The organism is Lentzea xinjiangensis, from assembly GCF_900110955.1.
Classification (GTDB): Bacteria; Actinomycetota; Actinomycetes; order Mycobacteriales; family Pseudonocardiaceae; genus Lentzea; species Lentzea xinjiangensis.
On sequence record NZ_FOFR01000002.1, the window covers coordinates 99818 to 119222 of the forward strand.

Annotated in this window: 12 protein-coding genes and 1 pseudogene; 4 read left to right on the plus strand and 9 right to left on the minus strand. The window is 71.6% G+C overall.

The features are described from left to right. Positions 1 to 13: 13 nt before the first annotated feature. From BMW88_RS05785 to BMW88_RS05795, 3 genes are all read right to left on the minus strand, one after another. The gene (locus tag BMW88_RS05785; protein ID WP_143115983.1) at positions 14 to 544 is read right to left on the minus strand and encodes a DUF2845 domain-containing protein; all 531 of its coding nucleotides are present in this window, start codon (positions 542 to 544) and stop codon (positions 14 to 16) included. Positions 545 to 695: 151 nt separating this feature from the next. Beyond that, on the minus strand, positions 696 to 1739 hold the full coding sequence (locus tag BMW88_RS05790) for a potassium channel family protein (protein ID WP_089949573.1): 1044 nt from the start codon (positions 1737 to 1739) through the stop codon (positions 696 to 698). Beyond that, on the minus strand, positions 1736 to 3169 hold the full coding sequence (locus BMW88_RS05795; RefSeq protein ID WP_245777588.1) for a M20/M25/M40 family metallo-hydrolase: 1434 nt from the start codon (positions 3167 to 3169) through the stop codon (positions 1736 to 1738). The genes BMW88_RS05790 and BMW88_RS05795 overlap by 4 nt, the downstream gene beginning before the upstream one ends. A gap of 62 nt (positions 3170 to 3231) precedes the next feature. Here BMW88_RS05795 and BMW88_RS05800 point away from each other — a divergent pair, with 62 nt between their 5' ends. Both BMW88_RS05800 and BMW88_RS05805 read left to right on the plus strand, forming a co-directional pair. After that, complete coding sequence (locus tag BMW88_RS05800) at positions 3232 to 3612, plus strand: DoxX family protein (protein WP_089949575.1); 381 nt, start codon at positions 3232 to 3234, stop codon at positions 3610 to 3612. A 75-nt stretch (positions 3613 to 3687) separates the two neighbouring features. After that, a complete protein-coding gene (locus BMW88_RS05805) occupies positions 3688 to 4215 on the plus strand; it encodes a hypothetical protein (protein WP_177220967.1) in 528 nt (175 codons plus the stop codon). An 880-nt stretch (positions 4216 to 5095) separates the two neighbouring features. Here the strand turns inward: BMW88_RS05805 and BMW88_RS05810 are convergent. The 5 genes and pseudogenes from BMW88_RS05810 to BMW88_RS05825 form a co-directional block, all read right to left on the minus strand. Then, a complete protein-coding gene (locus tag BMW88_RS05810; RefSeq protein ID WP_089949577.1) occupies positions 5096 to 8455 on the minus strand; it encodes an ATP-dependent helicase in 3360 nt (1119 codons plus the stop codon). A 98-nt stretch (positions 8456 to 8553) separates the two neighbouring features. Continuing rightward, complete coding sequence (locus BMW88_RS05815) at positions 8554 to 10743, minus strand: PD-(D/E)XK nuclease family protein (protein ID WP_425434631.1); 2190 nt, start codon at positions 10741 to 10743, stop codon at positions 8554 to 8556. A 51-nt stretch (positions 10744 to 10794) separates the two neighbouring features. Next, positions 10795 to 11694 (minus strand): annotated as a pseudogene (locus BMW88_RS44415) (UvrD-helicase domain-containing protein); the annotation flags it as partial. A gap of 57 nt (positions 11695 to 11751) precedes the next feature. Continuing rightward, positions 11752 to 13647 (minus strand): putative bifunctional diguanylate cyclase/phosphodiesterase, encoded by a 1896-nt coding sequence (locus BMW88_RS05820; RefSeq protein ID WP_245777589.1) that lies wholly within the window; start codon positions 13645 to 13647, stop codon positions 11752 to 11754. Positions 13648 to 13972: 325 nt separating this feature from the next. Beyond that, positions 13973 to 14788, minus strand: coding sequence for an SAM-dependent methyltransferase (locus tag BMW88_RS05825; RefSeq protein ID WP_089950201.1), 816 nt, complete (start codon positions 14786 to 14788; stop codon positions 13973 to 13975). 174 nt (positions 14789 to 14962) lie between these two features. On the opposite strand from BMW88_RS05825, the gene BMW88_RS05830 reads away from it, so the two are divergent. Together BMW88_RS05830 and BMW88_RS05835 are read left to right on the plus strand one after the other, a co-directional pair. Beyond that, a complete protein-coding gene (locus BMW88_RS05830) occupies positions 14963 to 16267 on the plus strand; it encodes a cytochrome P450 (RefSeq protein WP_089950202.1) in 1305 nt (434 codons plus the stop codon). A 16-nt stretch (positions 16268 to 16283) separates the two neighbouring features. Next, the gene (locus tag BMW88_RS05835) at positions 16284 to 17279 is read left to right on the plus strand and encodes an alpha/beta hydrolase (protein ID WP_245777590.1); all 996 of its coding nucleotides are present in this window, start codon (positions 16284 to 16286) and stop codon (positions 17277 to 17279) included. Here the strand turns inward: BMW88_RS05835 and BMW88_RS05840 are convergent. Next, complete coding sequence (locus tag BMW88_RS05840; protein ID WP_089949579.1) at positions 17276 to 19360, minus strand: putative bifunctional diguanylate cyclase/phosphodiesterase; 2085 nt, start codon at positions 19358 to 19360, stop codon at positions 17276 to 17278. The genes BMW88_RS05835 and BMW88_RS05840 overlap by 4 nt on opposite strands. Between the last annotated feature and the right edge of the window lie 45 nt (positions 19361 to 19405).

The following is a 19405-nucleotide window of genomic DNA, read 5'->3' on the forward strand; positions in this document are numbered from 1 at the left end:
CGTGCCCACGTCCTCAGGTGTTCTCCCGTGAGGTCCGCACGTCGACGACTCGACCGTCCCTGAACGTGATCCGGGTCCTGCGTCCCGCGGGCATCCCCCGGTAGAGCCAGGACTCCTCCTCGGACGGGTCGATCAGCAGGGCGGCGAACCGGCCGGCCACGATCAGCTGGTCGCCCGTGCCGGTGTCGCGTCGATGCGGTGGACCGAGCAGCCGCCGGACCTGGTCCCGGCTCATCCCCGTCCGGACGACGCCACGCGGGTCCCTCGGGTGCGGCGCGTCCGCGGCCTGCCTGCGCTGCTCGTACCGCCGCAGCCGGTCGCGCAGCTCCTCGGCCGATCGTTCCGGCGTCCGGAGGGAGAAGCCGGTGCAGTCGGCGTGACCGACCCAGAACCGCTTCCTGACTCCCTCGTCGAAGACCGACAGCGCTTCCGGCGGAGGGTGTCCGAGCACCTCGGTGGCCTGGTCCTCGTCGAACGTCGACGGGAACCCGTGGCGGCTGTCGAACGCGTACCGGCCGCACACGACGCACGGTGGGAGCGACATGGTCTCGAACCTAGCGACGTGTCGCGCCCGCAGCTCGCCGGGCTGCCGCTGACCGCCCACCGCGGCATGGAGGTTCGCGTCCACCCCCGGTAACGCACGCCGGGGCGGGGCCACCGGTTCCCGGATGCCCCGCCTTCAGCGAGAGGTTCTCCTACTCCTCGCCGGGCGGCGTGACCTTCTTGACGTACAGCAGCCGGTCGCCGGGCTCGATCGCGTCCGCCTCGGGGGCGTCCACCCGGTAGAGCGTCCCGCCGCGCACCACACCGAGCACTATGTCGGGCAGGTGCCGCGGCGAGCCGCCGATCTCGCCGGGCTCGACGTCCCGCTCGGAGATCGCGAGGCCCGCGTCGGGCGTGAGCAGGTCCTCCACCATCGCCACCACGGACGGCGTCGCCGTGGCCATGCCGAGCAGCCGCCCGGCCGTCTCCGACGACACCACCACGGAGTCGGCACCGGACTGCTTGAGCAGGTGCTCGTTCTCCCGTTCCCGCACCGACGCCACGATCTGCGCCTTCGGGGCGAGCTCACGGGCGGTCAACGTCACCAGCACCGCCGTGTCGTCACGGCTCGGCGCAACGACGATCGCGCGCGCTCGTGCCGCACCGGCGACCCTCAGCACGTCGTTGCGCGTACCGGAGCCGTGCACGGTCACGAGTCCGATGGCGGACGCCGCGTCGAGTGACTCCTGCACCGTGTCGACGACGACGATCGAGCCGGGCTCGACGCCGTCGCCGAGCAGCGCCGCCACCGCTGACCGCCCCTTCGTGCCATAACCGACGACCACTACGTGGTCACGCACGACCCGCCTCCACTTCTGAATGCGCAACGCCTGACGGGAGCGCTCGGTGAGAACTTCGAGTGTCGTGCCGACCAGCACGATCAGGAACAGGACCCGCAACGGCGTGATGACCAGGACGTTGATCAGCCGCGCCGACGACGACGCGGGCGTGATGTCGCCGTAGCCGGTCGTCGAGAGAGACACCGTCGCGTAGTAGAAGGAGTCGAGCAACGAGACGCCATCCTCGTTGACGTCGCGGTAGCCGTCACGGTCCAAGTAGACGATCAGCACCGCGAGCAGGAGCGCCGCCATCGCACCGATGACGCGCTTGAGGATGGCACGGACCGGGCTCTGCACCTGGTCCGGCATCCTGATCACGCCGACGAGCGAGTGCGACGCTGCGTCAGTCAGGCTCATGGAGTCAACCTCTTCGCGATATCCGCTCGGGCGAGCATCCGCCACAGGTGCGCCGCCGCCTCCGCACCCTTGAGGAGCAACGGCACGACTACGCGCTCGTTCGGCGCGTGGACGCGATCATCCGGCAAGGTCGCGCCGAGGTAGACGAGGGGCACCCCGAGCCACGCCTGCAACACCGCGGCGGGCCCCGACCCGCCGGCCCTGGCGAACCTGACGGGCCCGCCGAACGCGAGCTCCACCGCCTCCTTCACCGCGGCGTTGGCGGGGTCGTCCGGGCTGATCGCGTAGGGCGGCACGCCCTCACCGCGGAAGCTGACCTCGGCGCGGACGCCGTGCGGCGTGTGCTCGGCGACGAACTCCCGCAACTGGTCGGCGACCTTCTCCGGAAGCTGGTCGGGCACGAGCCGGAAGCTGACCTTCGCCGTCGCGCTCGCCGGGATGACCGTCTTGAAGCCGGGACCGGTGTAGCCGCCGCTGATGCCGTTGACCTCGGCGGTCGGCCGGACCCAGATCCGTTCGAGCGTCGTGTAGCCGGGTTCGCCGCTCGCGGCCTGAGCGCCGCCGGCGTTGTGCGCCAGCCACTTCCGCTCGTCGAACGGCAGCGCGGCGTAGTCCTCGCGCTCCTCGGCGGACGGTTCCCTGACGTCGTCGTAGAAGCCGGCGAGCTGGATCCGGCCGGTGTCGTCGTGGAGCGCCGCGATCAGCCTCGCCAGCGCCGTAGCCGGGTTCGGGATCGCGCCACCCGCGCGTCCGGAATGAACGTCGTCGGTGCCGCCGAAGAACGTGATCTCGCCGGCCAGCACACCGCGCTGCCCGGTGTTGACGGTTGGTGTCTCACGGTCGTGCAACGCCGTGTCGGTGAACACGACGAGATCGCATTCGAGATCCTTTTTGTGCGTTTCGAGCAGCTTTCGCAGGTGCGGCGATCCCGATTCCTCCTCGCCCTCGACGAAGAGCTTCACCGTGACGCTCGGCGCGTTCTGCCCCGTCGCCGCCAGGTGCGCCCGCATCCCGAGCAGGTGCATCGCGACCTGCCCCTTGTCGTCGCTCGCACCGCGCCCGAACAGCTCGTCCCCGCTGATCACCGGCTCGAACGGCGGGTGGTGCCAGCGCTCGATCGGGTCGACCGGCTGCACGTCGTGATGACCGTAGACGAGCACCGTCGGCGCCTGCGGATCGGCGGCGGGCCAGCAGGCGAACACGGCGGGAAGCGCGGGCCCGTGATCCCAGACCTCGACCTGCGGCCAGCCGTCCCGCCGAAGCCGCCCGGCCAGCCACTCGGCGGATCTCCGCACGTCGTCGTGATGATCGGGGTCGACCCCGATGGACGGGATCGCGATCCATTCGCGGAGCCCGCTCAGGAAGGAGTCGGTCAGCGCGGCGACAGCGGCGCGTTCAGGATGCTGTTCGAGATGAGAATCACCTGCCACGCCCGCCGACAATAGGCCAGCCCCGCCTCGCCTACGCCGCGTAGGCATGACAGGGTGGCGGGATGGAACCGAACCGTTCCCGAGCGCGCTCGGCGCTGGCGCTCGCCGCACTGCTGGGCCTGGCCGGGGCAACCCACTTCAACAGGCCGAAGTACTACGACGCGATCGTCCCCCGCGCCCTGCCCGGCACCCCGAGGCAGTGGACCTACGCGTCCGGTGCGGCAGAACTGGCCGTGGCCGCGGCCGTCGCCACCCCGCGAACGCGCCGCCTGGGCGCCCTGGCAGCCGTCGCGCTGTTCGTCGCGGTGTTCCCGGCAAACGTGAAAATGGCTCTGGACTTCCGCGACAAGTCGCCAAAGGCCCGAGCATTGGCGTATGGTCGCCTGCCATTGCAGATCCCGCTCGTAGCTTGGGCCTGGAAAGTGGCCAAAGCCTCCCCATGACCACCCTGGGTAATCCTTAACCAAGTATCCGCAAACGCTGTCATTCCTCGCGCGAGCAACCCTAGGATGCGCCCTGTGCACACGCTTCTTCAGCGCGCCGCAACCGCGCTCGACTGGGACGGAGTCGTGGTTCCCGACGTCACCGTCCTGGGCCGGCAGGTGTCCGCGGTGGTGCGCCTGCTGCCCGAAGTGCACGAGTGGCGAACCCGGAACGGCTGGCCGCCCAGAGCCGACCCGTCGTGGTTCCGCTCCTGGTTCGAGCCCGCGGTCCACGACCGCCTGCCGGTAGCTGCCGTGGAACTGGTCGGCGTCATCGTGAGCGAGTCCACCACGGACCGCGCCCTCCAGTCGTGCGGCACCCTCCTGACCCTGGCTCCGTGCGCGGTGATGCTTCCCCGCACCGACGAGTCCCAGGCCTGGTCTTTCATCGAGCTCGACTACTACGGCATCGGCGTCGTGGTGGCTGACGACGCCTCGGCCGACCTGATGGTGCCGCCGGAGGACCGGTCGCCCGAGTTCGGGCCTTCGCTGTTCGGGCGGTGGCTGCTTGAGGTGCTCTATGAGCAGGTGTTGAAGGTTTCTCACGCGCCGGCTGGGGCTTGAGCCGCTGAGCTGGGCTGGGGCTTGAGCCGCTGAGCTGAGCTGAGCTGGGCTGGGACTGGGGCTTGAGCCGCTGAGCTGGGCTGGGGCTGGGGCTTGAGCCGCTGAGCTGGGCTGGGGCTGGTTTTGGGCTGGGGTGGCCTGACCTGGAGGGCTAGACCTGAGCCTGGGCTGGGCCGACCTCGGCTGAGCCTGGCGGGGACTGAGCCGACCTGGCCAGGGTGAGCCCGGGGCGGATTGGGGCCGGGTGCCTGAACCTGGACTGCACTTGGCTGGGGTTGGCCTGAGCCTGGGCTGAAGCTGAGCCGACCTGGTCGAGGCTGATCTGGTGGCTGGGTCGGTTTCCGGATCCCCTTCTGCCTTGGTATCCAGGATGGCCGTTCGCCACCGCGTCCAGGGAACGCCTTCTGCCTTGGGCCGGGACCGCCTTCTGCCTTGGCCGGGAAGGCCTCTGCCTTGGCCGGGAAGGCCTCTGCCTTCGGGCTCGGGGAGGCCGTTCGCATCGGCATCCGGAATGGCCGTTCGCCGGGATCGGCCGGAGACGGCCTTTGCCCGGTGTGAGCGATGGCCCGCTTCTTGCGTCTGAGGTGCCCGTCTCTCAGCGCGCGGAGCACCGATCGACCGATCGTCCCCACCTGATCCGGCGCCTGCTGGACCCAGCGCCGCCTGAAGCGGAAGCCACCGGAATCGGGAGCCGGAGCCGTCCTACCCCAAGGCCGCAAGCCCAAGCTCACCTCAAGCGAGCTGCAAGCCCACCGTTCCCCCGCGCGCTTCCTCGTCACGCAACGAACGAAACCCGCTCCAGGTTCCCGCCTGTCCACAGGCTACCCACCCCTCGAATAACCGGAGGTAGAAAACCCAACCCCCTGTGGACAACTCGCGATCAAGACCCGATGGACCGGATCAGGTCCTTCAGCCCCTGCTCGTCGAGCAGGTCGGCCGGCCGGATGGTGTGGTCGTGGCGCACGTAGTGGAACGCGGCCCGCACCCGCTCCAGCGGCTCCCCGGTGAGCGCGGCCCAGGCCAGCCGGTACGCGGCGAGCTGCACCGACAGCGCGGGCAGTGCTTCGGCGTCCGGGACGGCGCCGGTTTTCCAGTCCACGACGGTCCAGCCGTCCGGGTCGCGGTACACCGCGTCCATCCTGCCGCGCACCGAGATGCCGTCGAGTTCCGCTTCGAAGGGCACCTCGACGTCGTGGGGGGTGCGGTCGGCCCACGTGCTGCGCAGGAACGACTCCTTCAGGCGGTCCAGGTCGGCGTCGGGGGCCGCGTCGGCGTCGCCTGCGCCCGGCAGGTCCTCGATGTCCAGCAGGCGGGTGGCGCCGAAGCGGTTTTCCAGCCACGTGTGGAAGGCCGTGCCCCGGCGGGCCAGCGGGTTCGGGGGGAACGGCAGCGGGCGGCGCAGGCGGCGGGCCAGCAGGTCGGGGTCCTTGGCCAGTTCCACGAGTTGGGAGACTGACAGGTGGTCCGGCAGTGAGACCTGCTCGCGGCGGTTCTGCGAGGCTGCTCGTTCGGCCAGCAGCACGTCCACGTCGCGGGCCCAGCCCTCCGGGTCGTCGTCCTCCGGTAGTTCCGGGTCGTCGGGGACGACGTCGTCGGGCAGGGGCTCCGGCTCCGGGGGGAAGTCCTCGTCCGGGGGCTCGTCGGTGGGGGGCGGGTAGTCCTCCTCCAGCGGTTCCGCCGGTTCGGTGTCGAAGATCAGGGGCAGTGGTTCCGGTGGGGCGTTGCGCAGGGCGTCGAGTGCGGACAGGACCATCGACGCGCCCTCGACCACGGCGTCGCGGCGCTTGCCCAGGGGGTCGGCCGGCCATTGGGAGGACTTGACGTCTTCCGCCAGCGGGTTGGGGGTGTCCGGGTCCGGTTCGGGGGCCCACGCCATCACGTCGCCGGGTGGGTTGTCGCGTTGCAGGACCTCGTGCATCTCGCGCAGGAACACCGAGGGGCCCTTGGGCTTCTCCCCTGCTTCGCCCCACCAGTGGCCGGACATCAGCAGGCTGTGCTCGGCGCGCGTCACGCCCACGTAGAAGAGGCGGCGTTCTTCGACCAGGCGGCGGTCCTCGAACTCCTCGGCGTGGATGGTGAGGGCCTCGTCGACCTCCTTGCGGTTGAAGCCCGCGGACAGCTTCAGCACCGGCAGGTCGGCGGCGTCGCCGCGCAGCGGTGCCGGGAGCTCGGTGACGGTCTTGAGCCAGCACGAGGACTTCTTGCGGCCGGGGAACACGTCGCGCACCAGGTGGGGCAGCGCGACGATGTGCCATTCGAGGCCCTTCGCGGAGTGGACGGTGAGGATCTGGACGCGGTCCTCCGCCACCTCGACCTCGCCCGGTTCCAGGCCGTCTTCCGCGTGTTCTGCGGTGTAGAGGTAGTCGAGCAGGGACGGCAGGGTGGCGGACGGGGAGGCGGCGGCGAAGTCGGTGACCACGTCGGCGAACGCGTCCAGGTGGGTGCGGCCGACCAGGCCGGGGCGCGACATCGACTCGATGTCGAGCAGCAGGGTGCGTTCCACGTCCGCGACCAGTTCGGGCAGGGGCTGGTCGAGCCTGCGCCGCAACGCCGCCAGCTCGCCACCGAGCCTGCGGATCCGGCGGTAGCCGTCCTGGGAGTAGGCGTCCGGGTCGCCGGGGTCGTCGAGGGCGTCGGCGAGGCCGGCCTGGTCGGCGTGTTCGCCGGGCAGCGCGTCCGCCAGCACCAGCAGCGGGTCGTCCACAACGGACTGTCGTGGTGCGACGCCCGCCAGTTCGCGGGCGCGGGACCACAGTGCCGCCAGGTCGACGGCCGCGAGGCGCCAGCGGGAGCCGGTCAGCAGGCGGGCGGCGGCGGTGCCGGCCAGCGGGTCGACGAGCACTCGCAGCGCTGACACCAGGTCGCGCACCTCGGGCTCGTCGAGCAGGCCGCCGAGGCCGACCACCTCGACCGGCAGGCCGCGTTCGCGCAACGCCGCCGCGATGGCCGCCATGTCCGAGCGGCGCCGCACCAGCACGGCGGCGGTGGGCGGGACGCCTTCGGCGTCGAGGTGTGCTTCCCATTGCGCGGCAACGTTGTCCGCGAGCCAGTCGAGCTCCTGGCGGATGTCCTCGTGCAGCGCCAGCCGCACGTCGCCGGGACCGGCTCCCGGGCGGGCGCGCAGTTCTTCGACGTCGAGGCCGGCTTCGCGCAGCGGCAGCGACACCGCGTTCGCGAGCTCCAGGACCTCCGGCGGGTTGCGGAAGCTCGTGAGCAGCCCGAACTTCCTGGTCGGCGGGAAGTCGTCGGCGAAGCGCGGCAGGTTCGCCGCGGACGCGCCGCGCCAGCCGTAGATGGCCTGGGCGGGGTCGCCGACGGACGTCACGGGCATCGGCTCGCCGAGGCCGAACAGCGACCGCAGCAGCACGCGCTGGGCGTGGCCGGTGTCCTGGTACTCGTCGAGCAGCACCGCGCCGTACCGCTCGCGTTCGCCGGAGGAGACCTCGGGGAACCCGGCGAGCTGCGCGGCCAGGGACATCTGGTCGGCGAAGTCGAGCGCCGCCTCCTTGCGCTTGCGCTGCTGGTACGCGTCGAGCAGTGGCAGCAACGCCACCCGCAGCCGTTGTGCGGCAACGATGTCGCGCAGCTTCTCCGGTAGCGCGTCGCGTTGCCGGGGTGCCTTGGGGGCGTTCTCGATCAACGCGCACAGCTCCAGCGCGTGCGCCTCCAACTGGTCCGGTGTGACCAGGTGCTCGCCCAGCTCACCGGCGAGGCGCAGCAGGTAGCCGGTGATCGTCGCCGGCACCTTGTCGGTGTCCAGGTCGCGCGCCCACGTCGACACGACGCGGTGCGCGAGCTGCCAGGACGCCGTCTCGGTCAGCAGCCGCACGCCCGGTTCCACCGGCAGGCGCAGCCCGTGCTCGGTCACCAGGCGACCGGCGTAGGCGTGGTAGGTGAGCACCACGGGTTCGCCGGTCAGCACGGACATCTTGCGCTCGCCGCTGGGGTCCAGGTCGTCCAGCAGCGACGACCCGGCCAGCCTGCGCAGGCGGGCCCGCACGCGGTCCGCGAGCTGCCGTGCGGCCTTGCGCGTGAACGTGAGGCCGAGCACGCGGTCGGGCTGCACGAGGCCGTTCGCGACGAGCCACACCACGCGGGCGGCCATGGTCTCGGTCTTGCCCGCGCCCGCGCCTGCCACGACCAGCGCGGGCTGCGCGGGTGCGGCGATCACCTCGGCCTGCTCGGGAGTCGGTTTGTTCAGCCCGAGCGCCTCAGCGATCTCAAACGGGCTGACGGTCACCGGTACATCTTCCTCCCCGGGCCGTGCGGGGTCGCACCACCCGGACCACTGTGTTCGCCGACCGTTCCGGCAGCGGAAACGCGCAGGTCAACGCCCACTCACTCGCTCACCTGCCGCCCGGACGGGTGGACCGGGCAGGTCGTGCGCGCCGGGCAGCGGTCGCAGTCCGCGTTCTCCCTCGCCGTGTACTGCGGCCCGAGCACCGACTCGGCGGCGCCCTGGACCACCTCCAGCCACGCGCGGACGCCCTGCTCGTCCAGCGGCGCCTGGGTGCGTTCGACCGCTCCTGTCTTCTTGTCCTCCTTCGCCACGTAGAGCAGCCGTGCCCCACCGGGTTCGGTGCCCAGGCCGATGTGCGTGAACCCGCCCAGCGACGAGGCGAGCTGGTAGACGGCGAGCTGCGGGTGTTCCTGCGACGCCTCCCGGGACACCGGGTTCTTGCCGGTCTTGAGGTCGATCACGACGGGGCGGCCGTCCTCGTCCCGTTCGAGGCGGTCGACGCGGCCGCGCACCTGCAGCCACGGGCCGCCGTCGCGCTTCGGGACCTCGACGACCATCTCCTCCTCGACGGCGACCTGCGTGAGCTGGCTGCGGCTCATGGTGAGCCAGGCCAGGAACGTGTCGAGCATCTTCTCGACGCGCATGCGTTCGCGGCGGGAGAACCACGGCGCGCCCGCGTCGACCGCGGCCCACGCCTCGTCGAGCTTCGCCCGCAGCGCGGCGGCGTCCGCGCCGGATGCCGCCGCCTGTGCCAGGGCGTGGACCAGGGTGCCCGTCACCGAGGCCAGCTCGGCCGGGTCCTGGCCGCCGTGGCGTTCGACGACCCAGCGCAGCGGGCACTTGGTGATCACCTCGATCGTCGACGGCGTCACGCTGACCTTCTGGTCCTCCGTCCACAGCGGAGCGTCCACGGAGACCTCGGCCAGGCCGTACCACGACTCCGGGTGCGCGCCGGGAACTCCGGCGTCGGCGAGCCGGGCGAGCTGCCGTGCGGCCCGCGAGCGGCGGTCGGGGGTCTCGGCGTCGGAGCACACGACGCGGCGCAGCTCGCCGACGAGCTCGCCCAGCACCAGGCCTCGTTGCGGCCGGTGCAGCTTCCGCTCCTCCTCCTCGGTCGACTCGATCTCGTCGAGGAACCGCGACGGCTGCTCGTCCTCGCCGCGGACGGCGCTGATCAGCAGCTTCGACCGCGCGCGGGAGGCGGCGACCAGGAGCAGGCGGCGCTCCTCCGCGAGGATCGGCGCCACGGCGGACACCGAGGGCTCCAGGCCGGCCAGCACGTCCACCATGCGTTCGACGCCCAGGACCGTGCCGCGCAGCCTGAGGTCCGGCCAGCTGCCCTCCTGGACACCGGGTACCGCGACGACCTCCCACTCGCGGCCCGCCGCCGAGTGCGCGGTCAGCACCGTCACCGCCTCGCCGGTCGGGGCGGACGCGGCCAGCGTGTCGCCGACGATGCGCTGGGACTCCAGGTAGTCCGCGAACCCGGCGACACCGGAGCCGGGGAGCCGGTCGACGTACTTCGCGGCGGCCTCGAACAAGGCGACGACCGCGTCGAGATCGCGGTCCGCCTGCATGCCGGGCATCCCGCGCCGGGCCGACTGCGCGACCCACCGCTCCTGCAGGCCCGTCGCGGTCCACAGGTCCCAGAGCACGACCTCGACCGACTTGCCCGCCTTGATCCCTTCGCGGGCCAGCGACAGCAGGTGGGCGATGCGCCGCGCGGGCAGGGACTCGGCGTCCTCCAGGGCGGCCAGCCGGTCCGGGGTCTCCACGACCTCGACGAGCAGCTCACCGCTCGGCCGGTCGCCTCCCGCGGCCATCTCCAGCCGCCGCAGGCCGCGCCGCAGCCGCCGCAGCGCCAACGGGTCCGCGCCGCCGTAGGCCGACGACAACAGCATCGCCGCCGTGTCCTCGTCCAACGACCCCGGTGACGCGGCGGCGCGGATGAGCGCCAGCAACGGCCGCACGGAGGGCTGCTGCGCCAGCGGCAGCTCGTCCGACGGCACCGCCACCGGCACACCGGCGGCCAGCAGCGCCCGTTGCAGCACCGGCAGCGACAACGTCGCCGACCGCACGATGACGGCCATCTGCGACCACGGCACCTCGTCGGCCAGGTGGGAGCGGCGCAACTGGTCCGCCACCCACGTCGCCTCCTGCGCGGACGACGCGAGCAGCCGCACCTGCACGGACCCCTCGCCGTCGACCGACAGCACGGAGCGGGTGGGTGAGGCACCGGGCAGGCGAGCCGCCAGCCGGGCCACCGCGTCGCGGACCTCCGGCAGCATCCGGTGCGACTGCCGCAGCACGACGGTCTCGCCCGGCACGTCCCGCAGGATCTCCGGGTCGGCGCCGCGGAACGTGAAGATCGCCTGGTCCGGGTCGCCCGCCAGCACGAACCGCGCCGCTCCCGACCCGAGCGCGCCGATCAGCGAGTACTGCATCGGGTCGAGGTGCTGGGCGTCGTCGACGAGCAGGTACCGCACCCGCCGGCGTTCGCCGGACAGCAGCTCCTCGTCGGACACGAACGCGGCGTAGGCGGACGCCACCAGCTCGGCCGCGTCGTACGCGGGGGCGTACGCGGTGGCCGAGTCCATGCCGGACAGCAGGTTCACGGCCTCGTACTGGGCGCCGAACCGGCCGGCCGCCACCCACTCGTCCCGCCCGTGCTCCTCGCCGAGCTCGATCAGGTCTTCCGGGCCGAGGCCGCGTTCCGCCGCCCGCAGCAGGAGATCGCGCAGCTCGTGCGCGAAGCCCGGCAGCTCCAGGGCGGGCCGCAGCCGCTCCGGCCACTTGAGCGCGCCCAGTTCGACGTCGCCGGCGAGCAGCTCGCGCACCATCGCGTCCTGGTCGGGCCCGGACAGCAGCCGCGGCGGCGGCTCGCCGAGCAGCACCGCCTGGTTGCGCAGCACGGCGAACGCGTAGGAGTGCACCGTGCGCACCAACGGCTCGCGGATCGCCGACAACCGCCCGGTGAGCAACCGCGTGACGTGTGCGCGCAACGCCGCGGACGCGCGCCTGTTCGCCGTGAGCACCAGCACGTTCTCCGGATCGGCCCCCTGCTCCAGCACGACGTGCGCGGCCAGCTCGGCCAGCAACGTGGTCTTGCCGGTGCCGGGACCTCCGAGCACCCGCAGGAAACCGCCCTCGTGGTCGAAGACCCGCTGGGCGGCGGCGTCCCACCGGGGACGCGGGCGCGTCTCCGGCTTCCGGCGGACCAACTGGGGTGCGAGTGCCACACCCCGATTCCACCACGCTGCACCGACAAGATCAGCGACGCCCGCCGGTCGGAGCAGTCACCGCAGCTCCACGCGCCCGAGGAAGTCCCCCGCCGTGCCGGCGGTGCCGAAGTGGTCGCCGGTGGCGAAGTCCGCGCCCGCGTCCCGCCACCACCTGGCCTGCTCCGCGTCGCCCACCCCGTCGACGGCGACCGTCACGCCCGCCTCGCGCATCAGCGGCATCAGCGCCGTCACGTACGGGGACCGGCGCTCGACCAGCGAGGGCGCCACCCGCACCGACTGCACGGGGAGCTCCGACACGGCCGCCGGGTCGAGCGGTCCCAGCCCGAAGTCGTCGAGCCCCACGTGGACGCCCAGGCCCGCGAGCGTCGCCAGGTTGTCGGCCGCGTCGGTCAGCGGCAGCACGGCGGCGGGCATGCTGACCGCGAGGTTCCCGGCGCCGAGCCCGGTGTCGTCGAGGACGCGCACCACGCGGGAGACCAGGTCCGCGTCCGTGGACTGGTGGGCGGTGAGCCGCACGACCAGCGACCGGTCGAACTGGCCGCGCTGCCGCCACCACGCCGACTGGCCGCCCGCGACCCGCAGCAGCCACTCGCCGAGCGGCAGGATCAGCCCGGTCGCCTCCGCGAGTGCCGCGCACCGGTCGTGGTCCAGCGCCCCGAGGTCCGGCCGGTCCCAGCGCAACGCCGCCTCGACGCCGCTCACCTCGCCGTCGGCCAGCCGCACGATCGGCCGGTACCGCACGGTGATCTCGCCGTTCTCCCACGCGCCGGGCATCGTCACGGCCAGCAGGTGGTCGAGGCGATCGTCGGCGTCCTGCTCCGGGTGGAACACCTCCCACTGGCCGCGCCTGCGCACCTTGGCCCTGCGCAGCGCGGTGTCCGCGGCCCGCAGCAGGTCGACCGGCTCGGTGTCCGGGGAAGGCTTGTGCACCACGCCCGCGCTCACCGACACCGCGAGGCCGTGGCCGTCCACGTAGACCGGTTCAAGCAGCTCGTCGTTGATGCGCTTCATGATCTCGCCGACGCTCGGCGTGGACGCGGTGTTCTCCACGAGGACGCCGAACTCGTCGCCGTCGAACCGGGCGATCATCGCCTTCTCGCCGGCCAGCACCGCCCGCAGCCGCTGGGCGGCGTGCTGCAGCAGCCGTTCGGCGACCCGGCCGCCGAAGCTGTTGCACAGCATGCCGAACGCGTCGAGGTCCAGGTGCAGGACCGTGATGCCGTGCTCGGGGTCGGCCTTGCGCAGCGCGGTCTCGAGCTGGGTGGTGAAGAACTGGCGGTTGGGCAGCCCGGTCAGCACGTCGTGCAGCGACTGCCGCTTGAGCTCGTTCTGCAGCAGTTCCAGCTCGGTGCCGTCCTCGACCACCACCACGAAGTGGCCGGGCTCCTCGTCGGCACCGCGCAGCAGCGACGCCGTCAACGACAGCCGCGCCGCCTCGCCGTCCGCGCGGAGCATCCGCTGCGACTGGCGGACCCGCTCCGCCCTCCCGCTGACCAGGTCGTCCATCGCCGCCCGCAGCATCTCGGCGAAGCCGGGGGCGATGAGGTCGAGCAGCGGCTTGCCGACGAGCTGCTCCTGCTCGTGGCCGAGGATGGCGGCGATGGCCGCGTTCGTCCTGACCAGCCGTCCTTCGAGGTCGACGAGCAGGACGCCGTTGGTGGACGCGGTGACGACCTCGTTGAAGCGGGCCTCGCTCTCCTTGAGGTTCCAGTTGGCGTCGCGCACCGCCTTGAGCAGCGAGCGCTGCAGTCCTTCCTGCTGCGCGAGGACGGACTCGGTGTCGGCCGCGGTGAAGCCGGTGCCGAGGGCGCCCATCGCGAGGGCGACCCGGTGCGCGTACCGCTCGACGGGCTGGAACTCCGGTAGCGCGAGCAGTCCCCTGCCCAGCACCTCCGCGGTGCAGCGCTGTCCGTGCCGCCCCCAGGTGCCCGAGTTTCGCGAGTTCCTCACCGGCTCGTTCCACCGCGGCGATGTCGAGTTCGTCCTCGTGCAACAACGCGCACAACGCGTCGAGCCTGTTGCCCAGTTCTTCGTCGAGTTGTTCGCTGCCCAGCGGAATGGACGCGGTGCTCAACAGCCGGTACGACCATTTCCTGGCAAGTGTCAGCCGCGCCCGCGCATTGTCCTGGGGCGATGATGGGATGTTCGGACTGCGACTCGCGGTCGGCATGGATTGATGCCTTGTCAGTGGACTGGGATCGCCCGGCAGCCTACCCACCCGCCGTCAGCCTGTTTTCGGCCGACCGCGTGAACGGGTATCGCTCGATCGGGTTTCCTATGGCTTCCGGGCGACGCCGGCGTAAGCGACCCTGTTCATCGCCGGGTCGTCGGAGATGTCACCCGGTCCGGACGGCCGCCATTCGGCGAACCCGACGAGGCCCGGCTCCACCAGTTCGAAGTCGCCGAAGAAGGCGGCGACCTCCTCCCGGCCCCGCGGGACCACCTGGTCTCCGCCGGCCTGGTTCATCTGCGCGGCCGCGGCGTTGGAGCCCCCGTCCTCGTGGTCGTCGGCCAGGTGCGTGATCGCGAGGTAGCTGCCGCTGGGCAGCGCCTCGCGGTAGTGCTTGAGCAGCCCCCACGGATCGGCCTCCGTCGGCACCCAGTGCACCATGAGCAGCATCAGCAGGCCGATCGGCTGGTCGAAGTCCAGCAGCCGGGTCACCTCGCCGCTGCCGAGGACGCCGTCCGGGTCGCGCAGGTCGGCCTGCACCACGCCGGCGTTGCCGTTGCCGGCGAGGAGGAGCTCGCTGTGCGCGACGGCCACCGGATCGCGGTCGACGTAGACGACCCGGCACCGCGGCTCCAGCGCCTGCGCGACCTCGTGGACGTTGGACACGGTCGGGATGCCGGAGCCGATGTCGAGGAACTGGCGCACGCCCTGGCCGACCATGAACCGCACCGCACGGCCGAGGAACGCCCGGTTGACCCTGGCGGCGCTGCGCACGTGCGGCATGAGGAGCTCGACCTTCTCGCCCATCACGCGGTCCACCGCGAAGTTGTGCGCACCTCCGAGCAGGTAGTCGTACACGCGCGCCGAGCTCGGCACGGAGACGTCCACGCCCTGCGGAACCCAGCTCTGCCCTTCGGTCACGACGACCACCTCTTCGAGTTTCGGGGCGCACAAGCTTAGTCAGGCACGTAGCGCACGCGATTACGCCAACGGTGTGAACGCACGCCACCCGATCGGCCACTGTCATTCTCGACCGAATGACTCCTATGGTGGTCCATCTCTTTCAGCCCCCTTTCCACGTCGCGAGGAGCGATGATGTCCGTCCCGGTGGCGCCCGGCGGGTTGCCATTTCTCGGGCACACCCTGCCGATGCTGCGGAAAAGATTCGACTTCACCGCGAATCTGCGTGAACGAGGTGATCTCGTCGAGATTCGCCTCGGTCCTCTCCGGACGTTGTTCGTCACCAGTCCGCAGCTCGTGCACCAGGTCCTGGTCACCGACGCGCCGAAGTTCCACAAAGGGCGGATGTTCGACAAGTTCCGCTCGTTCGTGGGCAACGGGCTCGCGCTGTCGAGCGGCGCGTTCCACCTGCGCCAGCGCCGGATGGTGCAGCCGGCGTTCCACCGCGACCGGATCGCCGGCTACGCGGACACGATGGTCCGCGCGACGCGGGAGCTGGTGGAGAGCTGGCGGCCCGGTGAGGTGCGGGCCGTCGAGGAGGACGTGCAGGGCCTCGCGGTCAGGATCGTCGGCGAGGCGTTGTTCTCCACCGAGATCGGCGCGGACGTGATCGACGAGATCCGCCGGTCCGTCTTCATGATCATCAACAACGGCATCGTGCGCGCGCTGTCGCCGTCGTTCGTCGAAAGGCTGCCCATCCCGGCCAACCGCGAGTTCGACGCGGCCATCGCCAGGATGCGCGCACTGGTGCACGAGGTCATCGCGAGCCGGCGCGCCGGCAACACCGACCACGGCGACCTGCTGTCGACGCTGATGCTGGCCAGGGACGCCGAGACGGGCGAGCCGATGACCGACCGGCAGGTCTTCGACGAGGTCGTCACGCTGCTCACCGCGGGCGTCGAGACCACGGCGCTGGCGCTGGCGTGGGCCTTCCACGAGATCGCCGCGAACCCCGAGGTCGAACGGCGGGTGCTCGCCGAGGTGCCGGCCGGGCGGCTGGTGACCTTCGACGACGTGCCGGCGCTGACCTACACCGGCCGGGTCGCGAACGAGGTCCTGCGCAAGTACCCGCTCTGGCTGCTCATGCGCCGCGCCGCGGAGGAGGTCGACCTCGGCGGCGTCCGCCTCGCGCCCGGCACCGAGGTGATCCTCAGCCCGCACGCGATGCACCACGACCCCGCGCACTTCCCCGACCCGGGGCGCTTCGACCCGGACCGCTGGACGCCCGACCGCGTCCGCCGGTTGCCGAAGGGCGTGTTCGTCCCGTTCGGCGGCGGCATCCACCAGTGCGTCGGGAACCACTTCGCGATGACCGAGATCGTCGTCGTGGTGGCGACCGTCTGCGCGCGCTACCGGCTCGTTCCCGAACGGCCGGTGCGCACCAGGTTCACCAACGCCGCTTACCCCGTCGGCCTGCTGATGAAGGCCGTTCCCCGCTAGTTGGAGGTTGTTCCCCGTGCGTCTCCGTCGGCTTTGTGCCGCCGTTCTGCTCGCATCGCTCGTCCCCACACCCGCCGCGGCGCAGGCCGCCCCGACCACCTGTCAGGACGTGCACACGCCCGTCCGGTTCGCGCTCACCCAGCAGACCATGTACGGCAGGCTGTGCGTGCCCCAGGGAGCGACGAAGGTCCAGGTCCTCGTCCCCGGTGGCACCTACACGAGCGAGTACTGGGACATCCCGGTGCAGCCGGAGGTCCGCTCGGTGCGGCAGGCGATGAACAAGGCCGGCATCGCCACCATGGCGGTGGACCGGATCGGCACCGGCCGCAGCAGCAAACCGCTGAGCCTGCTGATCAACACCGCGAGCCAGGCGGAGGCGGTGCACCAGGTGGTCCAGAGCCTGCGGCCCCGCTTCCGGAAGGTGCTCATCGGCGGCCACTCGGTCGGGTCGGGCATCGCGATCGTCGAGGCGAGCAAGTACCGCGACGTCGACGGTGTGCTGGTCACCGGCATGACCAACCAGTGGAACTACGTCAAGGTGCTGCCCGCGCTGGCCGGCATGATCCCGGTGACCCTCGACCCGCAGCTCAGCCGCCTCGGCCTCGACCCCGGCTACCTGACCACGGCGCCGGGAACCCGTTACGACACCTTCCACAAGCCCGGCCCGCCGGACGCCGGCGTGATCGCCTACGAGGAGTCCACGAAGGACGTCTTCGCGGCGGGCGAGGCCATCACCACGATCCTGATGAACAACGTCGTCATCCCGGCCAGCCGCGGCATCACCGCGCCCGTCATGACCGCCCAGGCGGCGGCGGACCACTTCTGCGGCACCCCTCCGCTCGGCGCCGACTGCTCCTCCGCCGAGGCGCTGGCCGCGTCGGAGAGGCCGTACTTCCCGCGGTCACCGCGGGTCGACGCGTTCGTCCTCACCGGCTACGGCCACTGCTTCAACTTCGCTCCCAACGCGAACGAGTACCACGCGGCCGTCGTCGCGTGGCAGCGCAGCGTCTAACCGAGCTGCTTGAGGAAGTCGCCCGCGTTCTCGGGCGCACCGAAGTGGGCGCCGATCGCGAGGTCGGCGCCCGCGGCTTCCCACCACGCCGCCTGCGCCTCGTTCTCGATGCCGTCGACGCAGATGTCCACGCCCAGCTCGTGCACCGCGGGGATCAGCGCGGTGGAGCGGGGATCCTGCCGCCGCACCAGGTCCGCCGGCACCAGCACGGACGCCACCGGCAGCCTGCCGAGCCACGCCAGGTCTCGCGGCCCGAGGCCGAAGTCCTCCAGCGCGATCCGGATTCCCATGTCCGCCAACGTCTCCAGGTTCCCGGCCGCGCCGCCGACACCGAGCACGCCGACCGGCATGCTCAACGTCAGCCGCTCGTGCGGCATCCCGGTCTCGTCGACGACCTTGGCCACGCGGGACACCAGGTCGGCGTCGGTCGCCTGGTGCCGGGTGAGCCGGACGCCGAACTGCTGGTCGAGCTCTCCGCGCTGGCGCCACCACTGCGCCTGGCCGGCGGCGATCCTGATGAGCCACTCGCCCATCGGCAGGATCAGGCCCGTCGCGTCGGCCAGCTCGGCGCAGCGGTCCGTGAGGTCCCAGTGCAGCACCGCTTCCACGCCCGCCAGCTCACCGGTCGCGAGCACGCGGACCGGCCGGTAGCACACGCCGATGTCACCCTGCTCCCACGCGCCGGGCATCACGACGGCCAGCGCCGAGTCGCGCCTGCCCTCGGTGTCCTCGTTGCTGTGGAACAACTCCCACTGGCCGCGCTGGTGCTTCTTGGCCTGCCGCAACGCGAGGTCAGCCATGCGCAGCAGCTCGGCGGGGTCGACGTCGGGCGAGGGCCGGTGCACCACGCCGGCGCTCACCGAGACCGCGAGCCCGTGGTCGTCCACGAACACCGGTTCGGCCAGGTCGGCGTTGATGGCGGTCATGATCGTCGCGAGGTCCGGTGTGGTGAGCGAGTTCTCGACGACGATGCCGAACTCGTCGCCGTTGAAGCGCGCGACCATCGCCTGCTCGCGGGACATCACCGCGCGCAACCTGCGGGCCACGTGCTGGAGCAGCTTCTCGCCGACGCGGCCGCCGAGGCTGTTGCAGACCAGGCCGAACGCGTCGAGGTCGAGGTGGAACACCGTCACGCCGAACTCGGGGTCGGCGCGGCGCAGCACGGTCTCCAGGTGCGTGGTGAAGAACTGCCGGTTCGGCAGCCCGGTCAGCACGTCGTGCAGCGACTGCCTGCGCAGTTCTCCTTGCAGCAGCGCGAGTTCCGTGTCGTCGTCGGCGACCACCAGCACGTGGCTCGGCTTGTCGTCGCCGTCGCGCAGCAGTGATGCCGTCAGCGTGACCTTGGCCAGGTCGTCCTCGCCGCGCAGCAGGTGCATCGGCTCCCGCTCGAACTCGTCTCGTTCGGCGAGGACCCGCTCCATCATCTCGCGGAACACGACGACCGAGTTCGGGGCGACGAGCTCCATCAGCCGGGTGCCCGGCTCCGGCCGGCTGCCGAGGATCTCGCCGATGGCATCGTTCGCCCACACCACCTTCCCGTCGAGACCGACGATCAGGATGCCGTTGGTCGACGAGATGGCGATGCCCGCGAACTTGGCCTCGCTCTGCCGCTGGTCCCACTGCGCGTCGCGGGCGGCCTTGAGCAGCGAGCGCTGCATGCTCTCCTGCTGGTCCAGGATGGAGCGGCCACGAGCGGCGGTGAAGCCGCACGTCAGCGCGCCGACGCCGCGGACGACGCGGAGCGCGTGGTCCTCGAAGGCGCGGAACTCGTCGAGCGCGAGCAGGCCCTTGCCGAGCACGTCGACCGTGCGCTTGAGGCCGGGCTCGTTCACGTAGCCGAGAGCGACGAGCCGCTCGCCCACCTCCTCGAACGGAGCGGGGTCGAACGGCTCGCCGTGCAGTGCCGCGCACAACGCGTCGAGCTGCTCGCCCAGCTCGGCGTCCAGCTCGTCCCTGCTCAGCGCGACCACGACGACGCTGCTGAGCAGATAGCTCCACTTGCGCGCCAAGGCTTCGCGCGCTCGGACGGCGGCGGGCTCCGACGGCGGAGCGGCATCGGGCTTTCGGCTCGGATTCGTCATTCCCGTTGCCCTGTATTGGTTGGAGAGCGTTCGGCAGTTTACCCA